Annotated in this window: 21 protein-coding genes; 11 read left to right on the top strand and 10 right to left on the bottom strand. The window is 69.2% G+C overall.

The window, feature by feature from the left end; translation table 11 throughout:
• The first annotated feature begins 18 nt into the window (after positions 1 to 18).
• The 6 genes from murJ to trxA all read left to right on the top strand — a co-directional run bounded on the left by murJ (position 19) and on the right by trxA (position 6,541).
• Positions 19 to 1,854: a murein biosynthesis integral membrane protein MurJ gene (gene murJ, locus J5V16_RS17215; protein WP_208497747.1), complete on the top strand. Its 1,836-nt coding sequence runs from the start codon at positions 19 to 21 to the stop codon at positions 1,852 to 1,854.
• A 136-nt stretch (positions 1,855 to 1,990) separates the two neighbouring features.
• Positions 1,991 to 3,508 (top strand): protein kinase family protein, encoded by a 1,518-nt coding sequence (locus J5V16_RS17210; protein ID WP_208497746.1) that lies wholly within the window; start codon positions 1,991 to 1,993, stop codon positions 3,506 to 3,508.
• A 7-nt stretch (positions 3,509 to 3,515) separates the two neighbouring features.
• Entirely contained in the window at positions 3,516 to 4,274 is a 759-nt protein-coding gene (gene sigM / locus J5V16_RS17205) for an RNA polymerase sigma factor SigM (RefSeq protein WP_208497745.1), read from the top strand.
• A complete protein-coding gene (locus J5V16_RS17200) occupies positions 4,271 to 5,056 on the top strand; it encodes a hypothetical protein (RefSeq protein ID WP_208497744.1) in 786 nt (261 codons plus the stop codon). Before sigM ends, J5V16_RS17200 begins: the two co-directional genes overlap by 4 nt.
• 200 nt (positions 5,057 to 5,256) lie before the next feature.
• Positions 5,257 to 6,189, top strand: coding sequence for a thioredoxin-disulfide reductase (gene trxB, locus J5V16_RS17195; protein ID WP_208497743.1), 933 nt, complete (start codon positions 5,257 to 5,259; stop codon positions 6,187 to 6,189).
• Positions 6,190 to 6,223: 34 nt separating this feature from the next.
• The gene (trxA, locus tag J5V16_RS17190) at positions 6,224 to 6,541 is read left to right on the top strand and encodes a thioredoxin (protein ID WP_205324616.1); all 318 of its coding nucleotides are present in this window, start codon (positions 6,224 to 6,226) and stop codon (positions 6,539 to 6,541) included.
• A gap of 177 nt (positions 6,542 to 6,718) precedes the next feature.
• Here trxA and J5V16_RS17185 read toward each other — a convergent pair whose 3' ends face one another.
• Positions 6,719 to 7,420 carry a GNAT family N-acetyltransferase gene (locus J5V16_RS17185; protein WP_208497742.1) on the bottom strand — a complete coding sequence of 234 codons (702 nt, stop codon included), beginning with the start codon at positions 7,418 to 7,420 and terminating at the stop codon, positions 6,719 to 6,721.
• Positions 7,421 to 7,734: 314 nt separating this feature from the next.
• On the opposite strand from J5V16_RS17185, the gene J5V16_RS17180 reads away from it, so the two are divergent.
• Together J5V16_RS17180 and J5V16_RS17175 are read left to right on the top strand one after the other, a co-directional pair.
• Positions 7,735 to 8,982 (top strand): aminotransferase-like domain-containing protein, encoded by a 1,248-nt coding sequence (locus J5V16_RS17180; protein ID WP_363534119.1) that lies wholly within the window; start codon positions 7,735 to 7,737, stop codon positions 8,980 to 8,982.
• Positions 8,979 to 9,944 (top strand): D-alanine--D-alanine ligase family protein, encoded by a 966-nt coding sequence (locus tag J5V16_RS17175; protein ID WP_208497740.1) that lies wholly within the window; start codon positions 8,979 to 8,981, stop codon positions 9,942 to 9,944. The genes J5V16_RS17180 and J5V16_RS17175 overlap by 4 nt, the downstream gene beginning before the upstream one ends.
• Positions 9,945 to 10,009: 65 nt before the next feature.
• On the opposite strand, the gene J5V16_RS17170 is transcribed toward J5V16_RS17175, so the two are convergent.
• Positions 10,010 to 10,549 (bottom strand): hypothetical protein, encoded by a 540-nt coding sequence (locus J5V16_RS17170; RefSeq protein ID WP_307793002.1) that lies wholly within the window; start codon positions 10,547 to 10,549, stop codon positions 10,010 to 10,012.
• A gap of 329 nt (positions 10,550 to 10,878) precedes the next feature.
• Here J5V16_RS17170 and J5V16_RS25120 point away from each other — a divergent pair, with 329 nt between their 5' ends.
• Positions 10,879 to 11,454 (top strand): GNAT family N-acetyltransferase, encoded by a 576-nt coding sequence (locus J5V16_RS25120; protein WP_208497738.1) that lies wholly within the window; start codon positions 10,879 to 10,881, stop codon positions 11,452 to 11,454.
• A 93-nt stretch (positions 11,455 to 11,547) separates the two neighbouring features.
• Here the strand turns inward: J5V16_RS25120 and J5V16_RS17160 are convergent, their stop codons facing one another.
• From J5V16_RS17160 to rpmH, 8 genes are all read right to left on the bottom strand, one after another.
• Positions 11,548 to 12,645, bottom strand: coding sequence for a ParB/RepB/Spo0J family partition protein (locus J5V16_RS17160; RefSeq protein ID WP_208497737.1), 1,098 nt, complete (start codon positions 12,643 to 12,645; stop codon positions 11,548 to 11,550).
• Positions 12,646 to 12,648: 3 nt separating this feature from the next.
• The gene (locus J5V16_RS17155; RefSeq protein WP_408612477.1) at positions 12,649 to 13,707 is read right to left on the bottom strand and encodes a ParA family protein; all 1,059 of its coding nucleotides are present in this window, start codon (positions 13,705 to 13,707) and stop codon (positions 12,649 to 12,651) included.
• Between the two features lie 439 nt (positions 13,708 to 14,146).
• Entirely contained in the window at positions 14,147 to 14,764 is a 618-nt protein-coding gene (gene rsmG, locus J5V16_RS17150; RefSeq protein WP_307793000.1) for a 16S rRNA (guanine(527)-N(7))-methyltransferase RsmG, read from the bottom strand.
• Positions 14,765 to 14,842: 78 nt separating this feature from the next.
• The gene (locus J5V16_RS17145) at positions 14,843 to 15,337 is read right to left on the bottom strand and encodes a Jag family protein (protein WP_208497734.1); all 495 of its coding nucleotides are present in this window, start codon (positions 15,335 to 15,337) and stop codon (positions 14,843 to 14,845) included.
• A 90-nt stretch (positions 15,338 to 15,427) separates the two neighbouring features.
• Positions 15,428 to 16,531: a membrane protein insertase YidC gene (gene yidC, locus J5V16_RS17140; RefSeq protein ID WP_408612476.1), complete on the bottom strand. Its 1,104-nt coding sequence runs from the start codon at positions 16,529 to 16,531 to the stop codon at positions 15,428 to 15,430.
• A complete protein-coding gene (gene yidD / locus J5V16_RS17135) occupies positions 16,528 to 16,782 on the bottom strand; it encodes a membrane protein insertion efficiency factor YidD (RefSeq protein WP_408612483.1) in 255 nt (84 codons plus the stop codon). The genes yidC and yidD overlap by 4 nt, the downstream gene beginning before the upstream one ends.
• 74 nt (positions 16,783 to 16,856) lie before the next feature.
• Positions 16,857 to 17,282 carry a ribonuclease P protein component gene (gene rnpA, locus J5V16_RS17130; RefSeq protein ID WP_208497732.1) on the bottom strand — a complete coding sequence of 142 codons (426 nt, stop codon included), beginning with the start codon at positions 17,280 to 17,282 and terminating at the stop codon, positions 16,857 to 16,859.
• A gap of 57 nt (positions 17,283 to 17,339) precedes the next feature.
• Entirely contained in the window at positions 17,340 to 17,477 is a 138-nt protein-coding gene (gene rpmH / locus J5V16_RS17125) for a 50S ribosomal protein L34 (RefSeq protein WP_091053947.1), read from the bottom strand.
• A 599-nt stretch (positions 17,478 to 18,076) separates the two neighbouring features.
• Between rpmH and dnaA the strand changes: the two genes are divergently transcribed.
• The gene (gene dnaA, locus J5V16_RS17120) at positions 18,077 to 19,888 is read left to right on the top strand and encodes a chromosomal replication initiator protein DnaA (protein ID WP_208497731.1); all 1,812 of its coding nucleotides are present in this window, start codon (positions 18,077 to 18,079) and stop codon (positions 19,886 to 19,888) included.
• Between the two features lie 392 nt (positions 19,889 to 20,280).
• Positions 20,281 to 21,429 carry a DNA polymerase III subunit beta gene (gene dnaN, locus J5V16_RS17115; RefSeq protein WP_208497730.1) on the top strand — a complete coding sequence of 383 codons (1,149 nt, stop codon included), beginning with the start codon at positions 20,281 to 20,283 and terminating at the stop codon, positions 21,427 to 21,429.
• The last annotated feature ends 40 nt before the right edge of the window (positions 21,430 to 21,469 follow it).

The following is a 21,469-nucleotide window of genomic DNA, read 5'->3' as shown; positions in this document are numbered from 1 at the left end:
TTAGCGGAGAGTGCGAGTATGGCCGAACCTAGCGCGAGACCGGGCGGCCCCGGGCACTCGCCGTCTGGGCCCGTCCGAGGCCCCCAGGGCAACCCCCACCGAACCCCTCCGAACGCGTACCCCCCGCCCGGACCCCAGACCGGCAACGGCTACGCCCCCATCGGGAACCCCGTCCTCCCGCCCGCCGCGCCGCAGCCGGCCCCGCAGGGCAAGAACGTGGTCCGCTCCAGCCTCCTCATGGGCGCGGGCTCCCTCGTCTCGCGCGTCACCGGTTTCGGCCGCACCGTCGTCATCTCCGCCGCGATCGGCGCCGGCCTCCTCGGCAACTCGTACACGACCGCGCAGTACTTCCCGCAGATGATCTACGAACTCGTCCTCGGCGGCGTGTTCGCGAGCATCATCATGCCGCTGTTCGTCAAGGCCCACAAGAACGACGCCGACGGCGGCGACGCCTTCGCCCAGCGCCTCCTCACCCTCGCCGCCCTCGTCCTCGGCGGCGCCGCGGTCATCGTCACCCTCTGCGCGCCCCTGATCTCCCTGTTCATGGCGAACCCGGCCCAGCGCGACCTCGTCACCGAGTTCTCCTACTACATGCTCCCGGCCCTGCTCCTGTACGGGCTCTTCGCGATCCTCTCCGGCGTCCTCAACTCCCGCGAGCACTTCGGCGCGCCCATGTGGGTGCCGATCATCAACAACCTCGTGGTCATCACCGTCGGCGCGGTCTTCTACGTCGTCTACACCCGCGACGCCGTGCCGGACGCGAACGGCGACATCTTCAACAGCGCCGACCAAGTGACGAACGGCATGATCCTGCTGCTCGGCGCCGGCACCACGCTGGGAGTCGTCATCCAGGTGCTGTGCCTCGCGCCCGCGCTCCGCCGGGCCGGGTTCCACTGGCGGCTGCGGTTCGACTTCAAGCGGCTCCCGCTCGCCGACATCCGCCGCCTGGCCGCGTGGACGCTGCTGTTCGTGGTCGCCAACCAGATCGCGGTCATGGCCGTGATCAAGGTCGCCAACCTCGCGGTCGAGGGCCAGACCGACGACGGGCCGTTCGTGCCCGGTGTCACGGTCTACAACAACGCGTACCTGATGATGATGATGGCGCACGGCATCGTCGCGGTCTCGGTCATCACCGCGCTCATGCCCCGCATGACCCGCGCCGCGGACGACCGGCGCTGGCCCGAGCTGGCCGACCACCTCTCGAACGGCATCCGGCTCGCCTCGTTCCTGCTGGTGCCGATCGCGGCGGCGTTCATCGCGCTGCACGAGCCGATCGCGCTCATGATCTTCCAGTGGGGCGCCTACGAGCCCGAGCAGGCGCTCGCGACCGGGCAGGTGCTGCTCATGGCCGGGATCGTGCTGCTGCCGTTCTCGATCAGCCAGCTGCAGATCTACGCGTTCTACGCGCAGACGGACACGCGCACCGTGGCGGTGTTCAACTTCCCGGTGATCGCGATCCGCATCGGCGGGTACCTGCTGGCGTTCGCGTTCCTGCCCGCCCAGTGGGTCGTGGTCGGCCTCTTCGCCGCCAACGGCGTCTCGTACCTCGTCAGCCTCCTGCTCTCGATGGGGCTGCTGCGCAAGCGGATCGGCCTGCTCGGGATGCGCAAGACGATGAGCGGCCTGGTGCGCACCACCACGGCGGCCGCGGTCGCGGGCGCGGTCGCATACGGCGGGTGGCTGCTGTGGCCGGACCTCCCGGCAGACGGCGGCATGGCGAAACTGGGGCAGTTCGCCGCGTCGATCGTGCTCGGGATCGTCCTGCTCGGCGTGTACTTCGCGGCCTGTCTGGTATTGCGCGTCACTGAAACGGCGTCGCTCCAGGCAACGGTGCGCGCAAAGCTGCGACGATGAGGCAAGTACGATCCATACGTGCACTCTGGCCGGATCCCGCAGAGCCACTTGGACCGCACCATGACCGAACCGGCCCACGAAGGCCCCGGCCGGGACCCCCTCGCGGGGTCGCATTGAGAGGGGAGGACCCCGCATCATGACCACCGCCGAAGTGCCGTCCGTGGGCGACCTGCTCGCCGAACGGTACCGCCTCGAAGAGCACGTCGGAGGCGCGAACGGCTACCGCCAGCTGTGGCGGGGCGTCGACGTCCTGCTGCACCGCTCCGTAGCGGTCGTGCTCCGCTCCCCCGGCGGCGAGGACGCCGCCCCCACCATGACCGCCGCCGTCGCCGCCTCGCGCGCCCATGTGGACTCGATGGTCGACGTGTACGACGCGGTCGACGAAGGGCGCTTCGCCTACGTCGTGCGCGAGTGGGTCAACGGCTCGTCGCTGCGCGGCGTGCTCGAGCGGCAGCACCTCGACCCCGCGCACGCCCTCGAACTGGTCGCCTCGGTCGCCGACGCGGTCGCCGCCCTCCACGAAGGCGGCGTCACCCACGCCGACCTGCACCCGGGCACGATCCTCCTCTCCGAGGACGACCGCGTCATGGTCACCGAGCCTCGCAACGAGCCCGGGAACACGCAGGTCGAAGACGTGCGCGCGCTCGGCGCGACCCTCTACGCCTGCCTGACCTGCACCTGGCCGCGCGTCGTGCCCGCCGAGAACACCGGGCTCGCGGACGCCGCGACCGACGAATGGGGCCGCGTCCTCGACGCGGACAAGGTCGTCCCGGGCCTGCCCGCCGCGCTCTCCAAGCTCACCGCCGACCTGCTCGACCACACGCAGACGCCGCCGTCGGCGGCCGAGCTCGCGGTCGACCTGCGCCGCCTCGCCGAGACCGGCGGGGCCGGGCCGGCCGCCGCGGCCGCCGCCGAGTCGGCGCCCACGAGCGTCCTCGGCGCGATCAGCTTCGGCCGCCGCTCAAGCGGCGCCGCCGCCGACTCGCCTCCCGCGGGCATGAAGCGCCTCGCGGTCGTCGCGGCCGTCATCGCCGCGGTCATCTTCGCGGGCGTGGTCACCAGCGCCGTCGTCTTCGGCGGCGGCGAGGACCCCGCCGGAGCCGAGGACCAGGTCACCGGTGAGGACACCGGGGCCGAGCCGTCCAACACCGAGGGCGAGAGCCCCGAGAGCGTCGCGCCGACCGAGGTCGCGCTCACCGCCGACTCGGTGCGCGTGGTCGACCCGCCGGAGGGCGACCGGAACCAGAACGAGGGCGTCGAGAACGTCATCGACGACAACGCCTCGACCGGCTGGACCACCAACACCTACCGCGGCGACCCGAACTTCGGGAACCTGAAGCCCGGCATGGGCATCCTCATCGACCTCGGCGAGGCCCGCGAGGTCTCGTCGGTGCGGGTCCAGATGACCAGCGCCGGGGCGACCGTGGGCCTGCTCGGCGGGGCCGAGGACCCGGGCGACTCGAGCGAGGGCGACCAGGCGATCGTGGACGGCTTCTCGGTCCTGGCCGAGCAGGTCGAGGACGCGGACACGAACATCGAGCTGAAGACCGGCGGCGAGGCGACCCGCTTCATCGTCGTGTGGGTGACCGAGCTGCCGCAGGTCTCCGACGGGTACAAGCTCACCATCAGCGACATCAACGTCTTCGCGCGGTAGACCCGCCATGCCCGCCCCTCTCCCGCCCGGCCCCGCAGGCGGGCTGGACGACGCGACCGACGCCGAGCTGCTGCGCCGCCATGTGGGCGGCGAGCGGGAGGCGTTCGGGGAGCTGTTCCGGCGCCACCGCGGGCGGCTGTGGGCCGTCGCAGTGCGCACGCTCGGCGATCCGGAGGACGCCGCCGAGGCGGTGCAGGACGCGATGATCAAGGCCTACCAGGGCGCCGGGGGCTTCCGGGGCGGCTCGGCGGTGACGACCTGGCTGCACCGGATCGTCGTGAACGCCTGCCTCGACCGCATCCGCGCTTCGGGGCGGCGGCCGACGGTGCCGCTCGCTGACGACGACGCGCTCGCCCTGCCGGCCGCCGACGCGTCGGCGGACCCGCAGCAGGCGGCGATGCGGTTGAGCGTGCACCGGGCGCTCGCCGATCTGCCGTTCGACCAGCGGGCGGTGCTCGTCTACGTCGACATGCTCGGCTACCCGGTCGAAGAGGTGGCCGCGATCCTCAAGGTGCGGCCCGGAACGGTGAAGTCGCGGGCGTCGCGGGCGCGCAAGCGCATCGCCGCGCTGCTCCCCGAGTTCGACCCCGCCGTGGACCACCTAGTGCGCGAGGACACGCCGCCGATCGACGGTGTCGGGGCCGGGGCGGGGAACCCGCCGACTCTGCCGGGCGTCGAACCAGGTGCAGGGACCCGCAACGGCACGCTCGACAGTGCCCCTGAACGACACAGCGCTCCTGAACGCAGAGGGGAGGGGAGCCGATGAGCCAGCAGCGTCCGAACGACGCCGAAGCCGAGGTCAGCCGCGTCCTGTGGCAGGCCTCCCACGGCTACGGCGACCTTCCCGAAGAGGTGGGTGACCGCCTCGACCGCGTCCTCGACTCGCTGCCCCCGGCCGACACGCTGCACGCGGGCGAACGCGGCGGCGCGTTCGGCTCCTGGACCGAGCGGTGGGCGGAACGCCTGCGGCCCAAGCGGGTCCGGTACGCGATCCTGAGCGCGGCCGCGGCCGTCCTGGTCACCGTCGGCGGCGTCGCCACCGCGATCCAGCTGACGACCGGCGGGAGCGAAGGCGCCGGAGACACGGCCGAGGTCCTCGCCGACAGCGAGAACGAGCGCGACCACGAAGAGGGCGCGCCCGGCGCGACCGAGGCCTCCCCCGAGGACGGGGCGGACACCCAGGACGAGTCCGGCGACGACCCGGAGACCACCGGCGGCCTCATGGAGATCGCGACCTTCGCCACCGGCAGCGACTACGGCGCGGACACCGACCTCGTCGAGGTCCTGCGCGAGCTCGGCGCGGGCAGCGCCTCCGGCGAGGTCCCGCCCGAACTGGCGGACCTGGCGGCGGGCGGCGATTTCTGGCGCAACTGCGAAGCGGCGATCACCGCGCAGTACCAGGCCCTGCTCGTCGCGGTCGACTTCGCCCGCTACGACTCCGAGCCCGCGATCATGGCGCTCATGGTCGGCGCCGACGGCGACATGGCCGTGGCCCTGACCCCGGCGTGCGCCGACGGCGTCATCGAGCCGCTCGCCGAGCAGCCCTGACCCCGGCCCGCTGATTTCGGCACCGCCGCGCCCCTGTTCGCGGCGGGCGGAGGGGTGAGGTTGCCCACGATCGGGATAATCGCCTGTCACAAGCCCGCCACAGCCCCCGGAGCCGGAATTTCGGGTCAATAAGATGGCGTTGAAGCAGTCAGTTCAGGGAGCCGTCCCTGGAGCGCCGAACCATCTCAGGAGCGAACCCGGTGAGCGAAATCCGCGACGTCATCATCATCGGCTCGGGCCCCGCCGGCTACACCGCCGCGCTGTACACCGCCCGCGCCAACATGAAACCGCTCGTGTTCGAGGGCTTCCAGTTCGGCGGCGCGCTGATGCAGACCACCGAGGTCGAGAACTACCCCGGGTTCCCCGAGGGCATCATGGGCCCCGAGCTCATGGACCAGTGGCGCAAGCAGGCCGAGCGCTTCGGCGCCGAGCTCGTCTCGGACGACGTGACCCGCGTCGACCTGGCCGGCGAGATCAAGAAGGTGTGGGTCGGCGACGACGAGTACCAGGCCAAGGCCGTGATCCTCGCGACCGGCTCGGCGTTCCGCCCGCTCAACGTGCCGGGCGAAAACGAGCTCATGGGCCGCGGCGTCTCCGCGTGCGCCACCTGCGACGGCTTCTTCTTCCGCGACCAGCACATCGCGGTGGTCGGCGGCGGCGACACGGCGATGGAGGAGGCCACGTTCCTCACCAAGTTCGCCTCGAAGGTCACCATCGTGCACCGCCGCGACGAGTTCCGCGCCTCCAAGGTCATGGCCGAGCGCGCCCTGGCGAACCCGAAGATCGAGGTCGCCTGGAACTCCGCGGTCAAGGAGATCAACGGCGAAGGCGGCAAGGTCTCGAGCGTCGACCTGGTCGACACCGTGACCGGCGAGACGCGCGAGCTGCCCGCGACGGGCCTGTTCATCGCGATCGGCCACGACCCGCGCTCGGAGCTGTTCAAGGGCCAGGTCGAGCTCGACGAGTCCGGCTACGTGAAGGTGGCCTCGCCGTCGACCCGCACGAACCTCGAAGGCGTGTTCGCCGCCGGCGACCTCGTCGACCACACCTACCAGCAGGCGGTGACCGCGGCCGGCACCGGCTGCGCGGCCGCGCTCGACGCCGAGCGCTACATCGCCTCGCTCTCCGATTGACCCACCGCTCGTTTAGACACACAGGAGGATGCCCATGGGCGCCATCAAAGCAGTTAACGGCCAGGCCGAGTTCCAGGCCGAGGTGCTGGAATCCGACAAGCCCGTGCTCGTCGACTTCTGGGCCGAGTGGTGCGGGCCGTGCAAGAAGGTCGCCCCGGTGCTCGAAGAGCTCGCCGCGGAGACCGACGACTTCGTGATCCGCAAGCTCGACACGGACGCGAACCCGGAGATCACCCGCGAGTACCAGGTCATGAGCGTCCCCACGATGATCCTGTTCAAGGACGGCAAGCCCGCCCAGCAGCTCATCGGCGCCCAGCCCAAGGCCGCGATCCGCAAGTTCCTCGGCCAGTAGGAACGCGAGCGTCTTTTCAGCGATCGGGGGATGGAACTGCGGTTCCGTCCCCCGTTTTCTGTCGTATCCGGAGCGTTAGGTTTAAAGCTCTTCAGATTTACGGCTCGCAAGCTTCGCCGTGACCGGGTCCCCCGGGGGACACATCGGGAAAATCATGTTTCACCTTGCCCCGCCGAGTCAGTCGAAGAGGTCGCCGCCGCGCTGCTGTCCAGGGCGGTCGATTCGGGAGTGGCCTCCGGTCGTGGGCTCGCCAAGGAACTGTTCGAGTTCGAGGTCGTCGAGTTTGAACCACTCCACCGAGTCGTCGAACACCGACGCCTCCTCCGCCTCCACGCTCCGGTCGAGCGCCGTGCGCAGCTCGAGACGCAGCCGCGGGTAGCGCGGGTCTTGACGCACTGTCTTGAACCCCACCGAGCGGTAGAAGTCCGCCGGCACCAGGCACGCGCGCGTCTCGCCGCGGGCGTCGCCGAACGTCTCGATCGCGTAGATCCCCCGCCGCGCCACATCGGCCGCGACCGTCTGCACCAGCTGCCGGCCCAGGCCCGTGCCCGCGTAGCTCGGGTTCACGTAGGCGGTCATCAGGAGCGCCGCGTCCGGCGAGACCGGCCCGGAGGGGAACTCCATCGACCGCGGCACGAACTTCGGCGACGCGTAGGTGACGTACCCGGCGACTTCGTCACCCTCGTAGGCGATCCGGCCGCAGCCGCCCCACTCGAGCAGCGTGTGCGACAGCCACGCCTCCTTCTCGAGGGCGGGCTCGCCCACGTCGCGGGCCGCCTCCGCGCACAGGGGTGAGAGCTCCCAGAACACGCAGGCGCGGCAACGCCCCGGAAGATCTTCCAGGGAGTCGAGTGTGAGGTTCACCATGCGCCGATGCACCCGTCCAGCCTACGTCTTGCGGGCGTCCACATGACGGAAAACACGCGCGGCCTTCGCTCCTTGTGCTAGTAGAGTGGTCCGATCGCACGTCAGGTCCCGTAGGCTGGTCGGAACACGGTTTTCAGACCGTTCGGCCCGGCGGGTCAACCGCGAACGGCGGCCGGACGTGTCCATACGAGATCCCGCGCGAGCTGCGCCGTTCAGGACCTGCGCTCATGAGCACAGCATCTGGACGACAGCCTCTGGACGACGCCGCCGCACCGACCCGCGACCACGGAGCGCGGGCGACGAGGACCATCAGAGGAGGTCTCCGCGTGTCCGGTACAACACTCGACGATTACACCGGTCGCTACGCATCCCGGGTTCACGGGATGGCACAGTCGGAGATCCGCGCACTGTTCTCGGTCGCATCGCGACCCGAGGTCGTCTCCCTCGCCGGAGGGAACCCCTACACCGCCGCGCTCCCCATGGACGAGCTCGGCGAGATGTTCACCCGCCTCCTCTCCCAGGTCGGCGCCGAAGCGCTCGGCTACTGCCCCGGCCAGGGCAGCATCGCGCTCCGCGAAGCGCTGTGCGGGGTCCTAGAGCTCTCGGGCATCCGCGCCTCGGCGGACGACCTCGTCCTCACCACCGGCGCGCAGCAGGGCCTCGACCTGCTCGCCCGCACCTTCCTCGACCCCGGCGACATCGTGCTCGCCGAGGGTCCCACCTACGTCGGCGCGCTCGGGGCCTTCCAGGCCGCGCAGGCCGACGTCCGGCACCTCCCGATGGACGACGACGGGCTCATCCCCGCCGGCCTCGAAGAGGGCCTCGCCGCGCTCGAACGCGAGGGCCGCCGCGCGAAGTTCCTGTACACGATCCCGACCTACCAGAACCCGGCCGGCGTCACCCTCACCGAGGAGCGACGCGAGGAGATCCTGGCGATCGCGGAGCGGCACGGCCTCCTCGTCATCGAGGACGACCCGTACTCGATGATCAGCTTCGAGGGCGCCCCGCCCGCGCCGCTGCGCGCCCGCGCCGAGCGCGGCGTCATCTACCTGGGCACGGTCTCCAAGATCTTCGCCGCGGGCCTGCGCCTCGGCTGGGTCCTCGCGCCGCCCGCGGTGCGCGACAAACTGCTCCTGGCGATCGAGGCCTCGATCCTGTGCCCGTCCGGGCTCACCCAGGAGGCCACGCTCCGCTTCCTCACCGAGATGGAGTGGCGCCAGCAGGTGAAGGTCTTCAACACGCTCTACCGGGACCGGCGCGACGCGCTGCTCGGCGCGCTCGGCGACTACATGCCCGAGGGCATGACCTGGACGGTCCCGGGCGGGGGCCTGTTCATCTGGGCCACACTGCCCGAAGGGCTCGACTCGAAGGCGATGCTGCCGCGCGCGCTGCAGGAGCGCGTCGCCTACGTCCCGGGCACCGGTTTCTACGCTGACGGCAACGGCCGCAGGGAGATGCGCTTGAACTTCTCGACCCAGACCTCCGAGACCATCCGCGAGGGCGTGCGCCGCCTGGCGGGCGTGGTCGCCGGCGACATCGACCTGCGCGACACGTTCGCGGGAGGCGCCGCATGAAGGAGCGCGCCGCAGCCTCGGACATCCGGGTCCTCATCCTCGCCGGAGGCATGTCCTACGAGCACGAGGTCTCGCTGAAGTCGGGCCGCCGGGCCGCCGACGCCCTGCAGCGCCAGGGCATGGCGTGCGACGTGCGCGATCTGGACGGCGAGCTGCTGCCCGCGCTGCAGGAGTTCCCGCCGGACGTGGTGCTGCCGCTCGTGCACGGCTCCCCCGGCGAGGACGGCTCGCTGCAGGCGGTGCTGGAGCTCTCGGACATCCCGATCGTGGGCACCGGATCGGTCGGCGCGCGGCGCGCCTGGAACAAGATCACGGCCAAGGACCTGCTCCGCACGGCCGGGATTCCGACACCCGACTGGACCGTCATGCCTCGCCAGGCGTTCTCGGACTTCGGTGCGCGCAAGCTCCTGGACCGGATCGCCGCGAAGATGGGCCTGCCGCTCGTCGTCAAGCCCAACTCGGGCGGCTCCGGGCTCGGCGTGCACGCGGTGCACAAGGAGGACGACTTCCCGTCGGCGATGATGGGCTGCTTCTCGTACAGCGACGAGGCGCTCATCGAGTCGTTCGTCGACGGCCGGGACATCGCGGTCGGCGTGGTCGACCTCGGGGACGGCCCGACGGCGCTGCCGCCGGTCGAGATCGCGCCGCTGCACGGCGACTACGACTACGCCGCCCGCTACAACCCGGGCGCCACGCGGTGGACCGTGCCGGCCGCGATGAGCGAGCCGGTCGCCTCCCGCGTGGCCGAGCTGGCGATCCAGGTCCACCGGACCCTCGGCCTCGGCGACATGTCCCGCATCGACATGATCGTGGACGACGCGGGCGGCATCCAGGTGCTCGAAGCGAACGTCGCGCCCGGCACCACCGAGACCTCGCTGCTGCCCATGGCGATCGAGGCGGCCGGCCTCGACTTCGGCGAGACGCTGGCGACGATGGTGCGCCAGGCGATCGCCCGATCCTGAACCGAGCACGGCCAAGGGCGTCAATGTTTCACGTGAAACATTGACGCCCTTGGCCTTTGCGTCGGTCAGTCGTCGGCGAGCCAGGCGGCGATGTACTCCAGGTTCATCTGCCACTCGTGCTCTTCGACCGGCGGCAGGATCTCGTCCCACATCGTCATGAACGGTCCCCGCAGCTGGAGGTAGCCGTGCGGGCGGGCCAGGAACCACTGCTGCAGATGCGCAGTGCCGTCCCCCCAGCGGTTCACGTGGACCTGCGCGACGGATTCGAGGGAGCGGATGGCCCGCTCCAGCCGCACCGTCAGCACACCGAGCTCGGCCGCATGCATCGTCGAAAGGTCGCCGAGGTCGAGGTGCGCGCGCGGCTCCAGGATCACCACCACGGGCAGCCCGCTGGGCGCAGGAGGGCTCTTGAGCCGCCACCGCTCGTTGGACCAGAGGTAGGCGGAGTCAGGGGTGTGGCAGGCCGCGCACTGCTCCTGGCGGTCGCCGCGGCGCGGGGGTTCAGCGTCCACAGGCTCCTGCAGGGGCTTGATGCGCAGGTCGCCTTCGAACGGGAAAGCGGGCCAGTCGACGAAGGGCGGCAGGGTCGGGCGCACGCCGGTCACACGCACGCTGTTCGAAGACGGAGTCGGGTGCTGTCGGCTCTGGCTCGTCAGGTCGGTCGGGGAATTCGGGCCGGGGGTACTCGCAGATGCCACTATCGAAAAATACCGCATGAATGCGAGACTGGAAACAGCCGGAATCGACCTTTTGGCAGATTTCCACGAGGTTACGCGGCGCGTCGCAGGATCGACACCCGATAGTGGACTGACATCTACTGCGCGAACCAGGGCAATCATCGTCAGATCGCGGGTTTGGGGGCCGATAGTGACGTGCGCCCATATGGCGGGAAGGGACTGTCGGCAGGGCCGGTCCGTAGGGCAAGCTGGAAGGCGTGCAAGCAACAGTTACTGACAGCTCCACGCCGGAGGCGTCGCCCGTTTCGGGCGGCGACATCGCCGTGCTCGTGGACCCGCCGGTGACTGCCGCGCTCGTTGACGAACTCAGCCATCTCTGGGTGAGAGTGACGAACGCCGGCGGTTCCGTCGGGTTCGTCCCGCCGGTCAACATCGAAGAGGTTCGCCCTCACACCGTTTCCATTCTCGCGCGAGTGATCGACCGGACTGACACGCTGGTCGCTCTAAAGGAAGGAGCCGCCATTGTCGCTTGGTGTGTTCTCACATCAAACGACAGCCCGCCGCGCCAGGGCTGGCGGACCATCCGCCACGTCCAGGTCGACCCCGCCAAGCAAGGCGGCGGTCTCGGCGGCAAGCTCCTGGCGGCAGTCGACCAAGTCGCTCGCGAAGAACTCAAGCTCGGCGCGCTGACCCTCAAGGTCCGCTCGGGCACCGGTGCCGACGCCTTCTACCGGCGGCACGGATTCAGTGAAGTCGGCCGACTGCCGCGCGCCGTGCGCATGGCGGACGACGACTACCGGGACGACATCATCATGTGGCGGGAGCTCTCCTAGCCAAGGCACTAGAAGAGCAACGGATACCAAGAAATCGGGGCGATGTTTCACGTGAAACATCGCCCCGATTTTCCGTCTTCGCCCGGCGCCGTCTTACTCGACCCCGATCTGCTCGACGATCCGGTCGAGGTCCGCGAGCGAGCCGAACTCGATGGTGATCTTGCCCTTCTTGCGGCCCCAGGAGATCGCCACCTGCGTCTCGAAATGATCCGAGAGGCGTTCCTTCAGCTCCTCGAGACCGGGCGCCTTGATGCGGTCCTTCGCGTTGCGCCCGGAGGCGCTGCGGGGCTCGTCGAGCTCCGGCTTCTCTTCCAAGCGGTTCGCCGTCACGAGTTCCTCGGTGCTCCGCACCGACAGGCCCTCGCTGATGATCCGCTCGGCGATGTGCTCCTGCGAGTCCGGGCTGTCGAGGCCGAGGAGCGCCCGCGCGTGGCCGGCAGTGAGGACACCCGCGGCGACCTTCGTCTGCACGGTCGGCGGGAGGCTGAGGAGACGGATCATGTTGGCGATCGTCGGGCGGCTGCGCCCGATCTTCTTGGCCAGCTCCTCCTGCGTCACGTTGAACTCTTCGAGGAGTTGCTGATACGCCGCGCCCTCTTCGAGCGGGTTCAGCTGCACGCGGTGGATGTTCTCGAGCAGCGCCTCGCGGAGCAATTCCTCGTCGGCGGTGCGGCGCACGATCGCCGGGACCGCGTCCCAGCCGAGGGCCGTCGCGGCTCGGAGCCGCCGCTCCCCCATGACGAGCTCGAAGCGGGCGCCGTCCTCGCGCGGCTCGTCCGGAGTCCGCTCGCGCACCGCGATCGGCTGGAGCATCCCGACCTCGGTGAGGGAGGTCTGGAGTTCGATGAGGTGCTCGTCGTCGAAGATCTGGCGGGGCTGCTTCGGGTTCGTGCCGATGTCCGTGATCGGGATCAGCTGGAAACTCGCGCCCGGCACCGGGACGAGATCCGGTCCGTCCGATGTTTCACGTGAAACATCAGGCTCGGCGGGAGTCGTTGTTTCACGTGAAACATCGCCCTTGCTTCTACTACTCGATTTCGGGGCCGCCTGCCGGGGCGTCGCGACCGGAGCGAGAGCTTCTTCGGGCTCCTCAGTGCCGTTTGCAACCGTGGTCGTCGTGGTCTCGGCCAGACCGGTCGGGATGAGCGCCCCCAGTCCGCGACCGAGCCCTCCGCGTTTCGCCGCAGCCATCGACTAGTTCCCGCCCTTCTGGTTCTTGCCGCGTCGGGAGAGCTTCGCGCCGCGGCGCGCGATCTCCTCGGCCGCTTCGAAATAGCTCGTCGCACCCCGCGAGCCGGGGTCGTACGTCATGATCGACTGCCCGTACCCGGGCGCCTCGGAGACGCGCACGCTGCGCGGCACGACCGCGTCGAGCACGATCTCGCTGAAGTGACCGCGCACCTCCTGCTCCACCTGATCGGCGAGCTTGGTCCGCTTGTCGTACATGGTGAGCAGGATCGTGGAGACGCGCAGGCGCGCGTTCAGGTGCGCCTTGATGAGCTCGATGTTCCGCAGGAGCTGGCCGAGGCCTTCAAGCGCGTAGTACTCGCACTGGATCGGGATCAGCACCTCCTCGGCCGCCACGAGCGCGTTCACCGTCAGCAGGCCGAGGGACGGCGGGCAGTCGATGAAGATGTAGTCGAGTTCCCCGCTGAAGGTCTCGATGCTCTTCTCGAGGCGGCCTTCGCGGGCGACCACATTGACGAGTTCGACTTCGGCGCCGGCGAGGTCGATGGTGGCCGGGACGCAGTAGAGCGAGGGGATGCCGTCGACGGGCACCGCGATCTCGTCGAGCGGCATGCCTTCCACGACCGCCTCGTACACGCTCGGCGTGCCCGCCCCGTGCTCGACGCCGAGACCGGTGGAGGCGTTCCCCTGCGGGTCGAGGTCGATGACCATCACCCGGTTCCCGTGCAGCGCCAAGGCGACCGCGAGGTTCACGGTGCTGGTGGTCTTGCCGACGCCGCCCTTCTGGTTGGCGACGGCGAAGACCCGGCGGCGCGGCGGCCGCGGCATCGTCACGCTGCCCGAAGGGTTGAGCACCCGCACGGCCCGCTGCGCCTCGCGCGCGAGCGGCAGGTCGTCATCAAGGGGCGGTTCGGGTTGGTGCGGCACCGGCGCCTCGGTCTTCGTCTTCGCCGCTGCTTCCGGTGCCAGATGCCGGCCTCGTTGCGATGTGGATCTCCGCATCCCGTCCCCCCCGTTGTCAGTCCGTCCTGCTGGCGACGTGCCGCCGTTCGCACCGGACTCCATCGTCACCGATTCTGGCCCACCTTGGCCGAAGCTCGGGGCTGCGCCACCCGGCGCCGGTGAAGTTTCTCGATAGCGGTGGCGCCGCGTGGGGGGCGCCTCCTCGCTCACCGCCGCATCGAGGAGGCTTCTGATGCGTCGTTCGGCAGGGGTATCGCCGCCAAGGGAGTTCTGGTGCTCACGATCTTCATGGTCTTCAGAAGGAGAGGGAAGGGGGTCGCGCACGTTCACCGCCACAGACTACGGGCCGGATGTTTCACGTGAAACATGACCCTGCTCGGAGAAGCTTACGAGCCATACACTATCCGAACGCACCGCAGTCCGCCGAGCGCAAAGCGTAGAAGCCACAATGACGGATGCCGCGATGAGGGTCTCATCGCGGCATCCGTTGCGGTACAGGGTTATTCGAGATCATGTGACCAAAGGTCGTTGGGGCCCTTGGTCAGCGCACCCGCTCGATCTTCACCACCGTTGCGGGGACGGTGAAGTCGGGGTCCGAGAGTTTGGACTCGCCGCAGGTGAGAATCGCGGCCTTGCCACCGCCCGTGCGCTTGATGAGCCCCGCGCTCTCAGTCACCTCGAGCGAAGCGCCCTGGCCCTTGATCGCCAGCATCGAACCGCCCACTCGGGCGAGGGGCAGGCACCAGCCGACGAGCTTCGCCAGCGGCGCGACCGCCCTCGAGACCACGACATCGGCCTGCCCCTTCGGGTCGACCTCGTTGGCGCGGGCACGCAGCACCTCGACGTTGCTCACGCCGAGCGCCTCGATCACCTCGGTCAGGAAGTCCACGCGGCGCTGCATCGGCTCCACGAGGGTGACCCACAGGTCCGGTCGCGCGATGGCGAGCGGGATGCCCGGCAGCCCCCCGCCGGAGCCGACGTCGATCACGTCGGCCTTCTCGGGGATGAGTTCCTCGACCACGGCGCTGCCCAGCACGTGCCGACCCCACAGCCGCGGCACCTCGCGCGGCCCGATGAGGCCGCGCTCGATGCCGATGGTCGACAAGAGGCCGACATAAGCCTCGGCCAGGGCGATTCGGTCGTCGTCTGCTCCGAACACAGAGGCCAATGTTTCACGTGAAACATTGGCCTCGGCGGATTCGGAGCCCGTCGGCTCCTCAGTCATATGCGCTTGTTCCTACTCCGGCTTCACGACGACCCGGCGGCGCGGCTCGGCGCCCTCCGACTCGCTCTGGACGCCGTCCGTGGCGTTGATGACGTCGTGGACGCACTTGCGCTCGAAGGCGCTCATCGGGTCCAGCTTCACGACTTCGCCGCTGTCGATGACCTTCTGCGCGGTCTTCTCGGCCAGCTCCGCGAGCTTCTTGCGGCGCCCGGCGCGGTAGCCCCCGATGTCGAGCATCAGGCGCGAGTGGTCGCCGGTCTTGCGGTACACCGCGAGACGGCAGAGCTCCTGCAGCGCCTCGAGGGTCTGGCCCTTGGGGCCGACGAGGCCGCCGAGGTCTTCGCCGACGATCTCGACCTGAGGACGGTCGCCGACCACCAGTTCGTCGATGTCCCCGTCGAGGTCGAGGATGTCCAGGAGGCCTTCCATGTAGTCGGCCGCCACTTCGCTCTGCTCAAACAGGTCGTCTTCGGAGGCCACCTCGTCCTCCCGCACCGTTGCTCCCATAATTGCCAACTCGTCCTATCGCTAGTTATAAGCCTAGTTTGCACCATTGTGGCTGATCCTGCGGCGACTGCGCGTCCGCGGACCGTCCCCCTAGCCTTTTTTCTTCTTGGAGGCCTGCTGCGCGCCGCTGACCTTCTTGGCCCGTGCGATGCGTTCCGCCCGTGAGAGGTTCTTGCCCGAACCGGGTCCGCCCTTGACCTCGCCGGTCGAAGAGTCGGAGCCGTTCGCGTTCGTGGTCGCCGCCGGCTTCTTCGGGGCCTGCTTCGGCTTCGCGCCCGGCTTCGGGGCGAGCTCCTTGCGGCGCTGCTCGGCCTCGCGCTGCTCCTGGAGCATCTGCTCGTGGGCCTTCGAGCCGGGCTTCGGCGGCTTGGTCGCCGCATTCTGCGCGGGCGGCGGGTACTTGTGCAGCACGTACTGCTGCTGACCGAGCGAGAACAGGTTGTTCACGGTCCAGTAGATGACCACGCCGATCGGGAAGGCGCCGGCGGAGAAGATCATGATGACGGGGATGCCGTAGAGCATCACCTTCTGGATCATCCGCTGGTTCGGGTCCTCGTTCCAGCCGGTCTTCAGGATCATCTGACGCGTGGTCAGGAAGGTCGTGAGGATCATCGTGGCGCCGAGGATGCCGGCCACGAGCTTGACGTCGAGCGCGGAGGCGCCGACCTGCTCGAGCTGGTCTCCCGGGGTGAGGAAGGTGCTCCAGAACGGGGCGCCGAAGAGCTTCGCGTGGACGTACGAGTTCCAGTCCGAGAGCGGGCCCGCGTCGATGCCGGTCCAGCCGTAGGAGTCCGTGAACTTCGTCTGGTCCGGGTCGGGGCGGCGCAGGATGTGGAACAGCGCCAGGAAGACCGGCATCTGGATGAGGATGGGAAGGCAGCCCATGAGCGGGTTCGCCTTCTCCTTCCGGTACAGCTCCATCATCTCTTTCTGGAGCGTTTCCCGGTCGCCCTTGTAGCGCTCCTGGAGTGCCTTGATCTCGGGGGCGAGCTTCTGCATCGCGCGCTGCGACTGGATCTGCTTCACGAAGAGCGGGAAGAGGATGATGCGCAGGGTGATGACGACGCCGACGATGGCGAGGACCCAGGCCCAGTCGGTGGCCAGGAAGCCGTTGTCGCTGCCGAAGACCTTCGTCCAGAGGTCATGCCATCGCAGCAGTACCCAGGACACGCCGTCGTAGGCCCACTCCATCACTTGCGGACTCCAGTCTGCTCAGTCTTCGAATGCAAATCGCGGTCATGCCGTGGGGGTACGGGGTCATGACCCCCCGGATGAAAGGGGTGGCACCGGCCCAGCCGTCGCAGGCTCAACCATATGCCACGTACGGCTCCGTGCTTGGACAGCGCCTCAAGGGTATATGCGCTGCAACTGGGGTAGAAGCGGCAGCGGGCGGGTAGCGCGGGGCTTATCCACCGACGGTACGCGACGACGGGGGCCGCGACCACTCGCACGGCGATGCTTCCGCCGGTGCGCGAAGGGGTCTCGGCCGAGAGGGGGGCGGTCTCGGCTGCGGCGTGCGTCATGGCGCGCTCCGGCGCTCGTCGGGGCGGCGGCCCTTGCCGGTCCGGGCCGCCTGGACGGCCTCGGCGAGATCCCGCTGCAGCTGGGCGAAGTCGCGTTCGGCGGCGCGCGGGGTGGCGCGGACGACGACATCGGTCCCGGGGGGCCAGTGCGGCAGTTCGGCGGCGACGGCGTGCCGGAGGCGGCGCTTCACCTTGTTGCGCTTGACGGCGTTGCCGACGGCTTTGGACACGACGAAACCCGCCCGCGCCGTGCGGTTCGCATCGGCGGCGGGCGGTGTCGGCGGCTGGGCCGCAATGTCTTCGCTTGAGGCGGTCGCAGGTGCCCAGTGCACGACGACGCCGCCGCGGGCGGCGCGGCGGCCTCGCTTGAGCGCCGAACCGAAGTCCCGGCTGCTGCGAATGCGCGCGTCGGCTGGAAGCACTTGGATCACGTCCTCGTCGAGGCCCCTAGAGGCTGCAAGGGACCGGGAGGCAAGCGCTCAGACGGTCAGCTGCTTGCGACCCTTGTTGCGGCGCGCGTTGACGATGGCGCGGCCGGCACGGGTCCGCATGCGCAGCCGGAAGCCGTGGGTGCGCTTGCGACGGCGGTTGTTCGGCTGGTAGGTGCGCTTGCTCACGACGGATGTCTCCCATTACGAATAAGTTGCTGCTGCGCCGGGCCTCGGGCCCAGCCCCGGTTCGGGGCTACGGGGACGCGGAGAACAGCCTAGCAGGGCATTCATGTGCGGCCCGCGCCGCGCGCGGCGGGTGTGGCATGCCCCTCTGATTCGACAGGGCAACTCGCTCATGTTACTCGCCGCGTCCGGGCCGTCGCCACCGCGGGTGGCCCCTCGCGGACCCCTGCCTCGGCGCTGCCGCCGTTCATGTTCACAGGCGCCGCACGCGGACGATCCGGGCCTGTGCAGGAGCGCCGCGACCGCTGCGAGCTGCCTGTGGATAACTTTGCCCCGATGGTGGACGACTTCGCTGCCACCCGAACGGCATCGTCGCGAGGTTCACAAGAAAACGCTGGTCATGACCGTGATTCAGGAAACATTGTCACAAGGCGCGCATGTGCACAGGCCAGCTGAAGGCCTGTGGATAACCTGTGGAAAACTTGCTGGAGCGCACTGGGGATAACCGGGTGCGGCGGTGCGGATCGCCTGTATCGGAGCCTACCTGGTGCGGCCTCTGAACTTCGCGAAACGGCCCGTTCATGGACATGCAGAAGCGAGGGATGGCGAAGGTGACCGACCAAGATCTGTCGGCAGTCTGGTCGGCGGTGTCCGCCGAGCTGGCTGACGCGTCGGCGCTCACCCGCCAGCAGTCGGCCTGGATGCGGCTCTCGCAGCCGGTGCTGTCGATGCCCGGCACGTTCATCGTCGCCGCCCCCGACAAGTTCGCCCGCTCGGCCTTCGAGTCGAAGCTGCGCGTCCCGATCAGCGAGGCCCTCTCCCGGCACCTGGGCCAGCCCACGCAGATCGCGGTCACCTTGCAGGAGAAGCAGGCCGAGCCCGCGAGCGAGGAGCCGCCCGCCCCCGAGGAGCCCGCGAACGGGTCTTCGGCCGCGGACGCCACGATCATCTTCCAGCGGCCGTCGTTCGACAAGGCTCCGACCGGTCAGCCGCCCGCGGTCGAAGCTCGCGTGGAGGAGCCGGTCGAGCCGCCCGCGCCGCGCAGGCCGCTGCAGGCGCAGAACCCGCCGAGTCTCTTCGACACCACTGACGTGATCGGCCTCCCCGAGACCCCTGAGCCCGCCGAGCGGTCCGCCGCGATCCCGCACCAGCCGGTGCGCCCGGCCGAGGCCGAGCACCGCTGGGAGGAGCGCACGCCCGAACCGCCCGGTGAGGAGCTGGAACGGGTGCTCTCGGAGTCGGCCGCGCGCCAGGGCGGCAAGGACCACGGGGCGATGCCGCCGGTCGCTCCCCCGCCCTCGGACGACCCGGACCCGGCCCGCCGGGGCGGGGTCACCAAGGCGCACAAGGACACCGCGCCGGTCAAGGCGGTCGACGGGGTGGGCCGGCTCAACCCGCGCTACAACTTCGACACCTTCGTCATCGGCTCCTCCAACCGCTTCGCGCACGCGGCGGCGTTCGCCGTGGCCGAGGCGCCCGCGAAGGCCTACAACCCGCTGTTCCTCTACGGCGGTTCCGGGCTGGGCAAGACGCACCTGCTCCACGCGGTGGGCCACTACGCCCACGACCTGGGCACGGCCCACTCGGTGCGGTACGTGACCACCGAGGAGTTCACGAACGACTTCATCAACTCGCTCTCGGACCGGCGGCAGCAGGCGTTCCAGCGCCGCTACCGGGACGTCGACATCCTGCTCATCGACGACATCCAGTTCCTCATGGACCGCGAGCGCACGCAGGAGGAGTTCTTCCACACCTTCAACGCGCTCCACAACGCAAACAAGCAGCTGGTGATCTCCTCCGACCGCTCGCCGAAGCAGCTGCAGACCCTCGAGGACCGCCTGCGCACCCGCTTCGAGTGGGGCCTGCTCGCGGACATCCAGCCGCCGGACCTGGAGACGAGGATCGCGATCCTGCGCAAGAAGGCGGTGCAGGACGACCTCAACATCCCCACGGACGCGGTCGAGTTCATCGCCACGCAGATCCACCACTCGATCCGCGAGCTCGAGGGCGCGCTCATCCGCGTCACCGCGTACGCGAGCCTCAACCGCAAGCCGGTGGACCTCGGCCTCGCCGAGGAGGTCCTGCACGACATCATTCCGGAGAGCGGCAAGAACACCGAGGTCACCGTCGAGCAGGTCATGCAGGCCACCGCCGACTACTTCGGCGTGCAGGCGGCCGACCTCAAGGGCAACTCGCGCTCGCGGGCGCTCGTGAACGCGCGCCAGGTCGCGATGTACCTGTGCCGGGAGCTGACGGACCTGTCGCTGCCGCGCATCGGCCAGGCGTTCGGCGGCCGCGACCACACCACGGTCATGCATGCGAACAAGAAGATCCGCAAGCAGATGGCGGAGCGCCGGGCGCTCTACACGCAGATCGCCGAATTGACGAACCGTTTGAAACACACCGACGAATGAGCGGGCCTGTGGACAACTCTGTGGAAAAGCTGTGGATAACCCCGCATTTCTGTGGAAAGCCTGTGGACGGAATGTGGAAAACACGCGGGAGCGCGATTTCGATTCGCGATTTTCCTGTGGGTAACCCTGTGCATAACCTGTGGAAAAGCTGTGGACAGACCTGTGGATGAGATGTGGAAAACTCGGCGACTGTCGGGGGCTGTGGATAAGCTCCTGATTCATCCACAGGTTATGCACATGTCGTCCACAGCCCTGGTCCCGGGAAGACCTGCGAAAAGGCGGGTTTTCCACAGTTTCCACAGCACCGACGACTACGACGACAGTTATATCTATAGAGAGTTCATTAGTAATAGCGCTGTGAACAACCGAGCTTCAGCACCAAGGAGCGAACCATGAAGTTCCAAGTTGACCGAGACACCTTCGCCGACGCGGTCTCGTGGACCGCCAAGAGCCTTCCGGCCCGCCCGTCGGTGCCCGTCCTCGCCGGCGCCCGCCTGTCCGTGGACGAGGGCAAGCTGACGATCTCCGGTTTCGACTACGAGATCTCCACCCGCGTCACCGTCGACGTCACCGGAGAGTCCGCCGGCACCGCCCTGGTCTCCGGCAAGCTGCTCGCCGAGATCGTGAAGGCCCTCCCGAACAAGCCCGTCGACTTCGTCGTCGACGGCCCCCACGCCGAACTCACCTGCGGCTCGGCGCGCTTCACCCTGCCGACCATGCCGCTCGAGGATTACCCGAGCCTCCCCCAGATGCCGGAAGCCATCGGCACCATCGACGCCGACGAGTTCGCGAAGGCCGTCGCCCAGACCGCCGTCGCCGCCGGCAAGGACGAGACCCTGCCGACGATGACCGGCGTCCAGGTCGAGATGAGCGGCGGCGGCATCGGCATGCTCGCCACCGACCGCTACCGCATGGCCATCCGCGACTCCTCCTGGGAGCCGGGCGACTCCAGCGTCTCGGTGACGGTCCTCGTGCCCGCCAAGGCACTCGCCGACACCGCCCGCACCTTCGGGTCCTTCTCCGGCCCCGTGACCATCGCCGTGCCCACGGGCACCGAGGGCGCCCCGGGCATGATCGGCTTCATCGCGGGCGGTCGCCAGACCACCTCGCGCGTCCTGGACGGCCAGCTGCCGCCGCTGCGCAGCCTCCTCGCCACGTCGTACGCAACCACCCTGCGGGTCAAGACCTCCGAGCTCATCGAGGTCGCGCGCCGCGTCGCGCTCGTCGGCGACCGCAACTCGCCGATCCGCCTGTCCTTCGACGAGGACGGCCTCGTGGTCGAGGCCGGCGGCGCCGAGGACGCGAAGGCCTCCGAGGCGATGGACTGCACCCTCGAGGGCGACGCCGGGAAGATCGCGTTCAACCCGACCTACCTGCTCGACGGCCTGTCCGCTGTGGACGCCCCCTACACCGCGTTCAAGATGAACGAACTGGGGAAGCCCGTCGTGATGACCGGGCAGCCCGCGCCCGAAGATGAGGAGTCCGACACAAACCACGACGCGTACCTGTACATGCTGCAACCATTGCGTTGGGACGCCTGACCGCACAACGACGTGAGTGACCCCGGCGCCAACCGCGGAA

Source organism: Glycomyces niveus, assembly GCF_017592475.1.
Lineage (GTDB): Bacteria > Actinomycetota > Actinomycetes > Mycobacteriales > Micromonosporaceae > Glycomyces > Glycomyces niveus.
The sequence above is the reverse complement of the archived record's forward strand: the minus strand, read 5'-3'. Positions and strand labels throughout refer to the sequence as shown.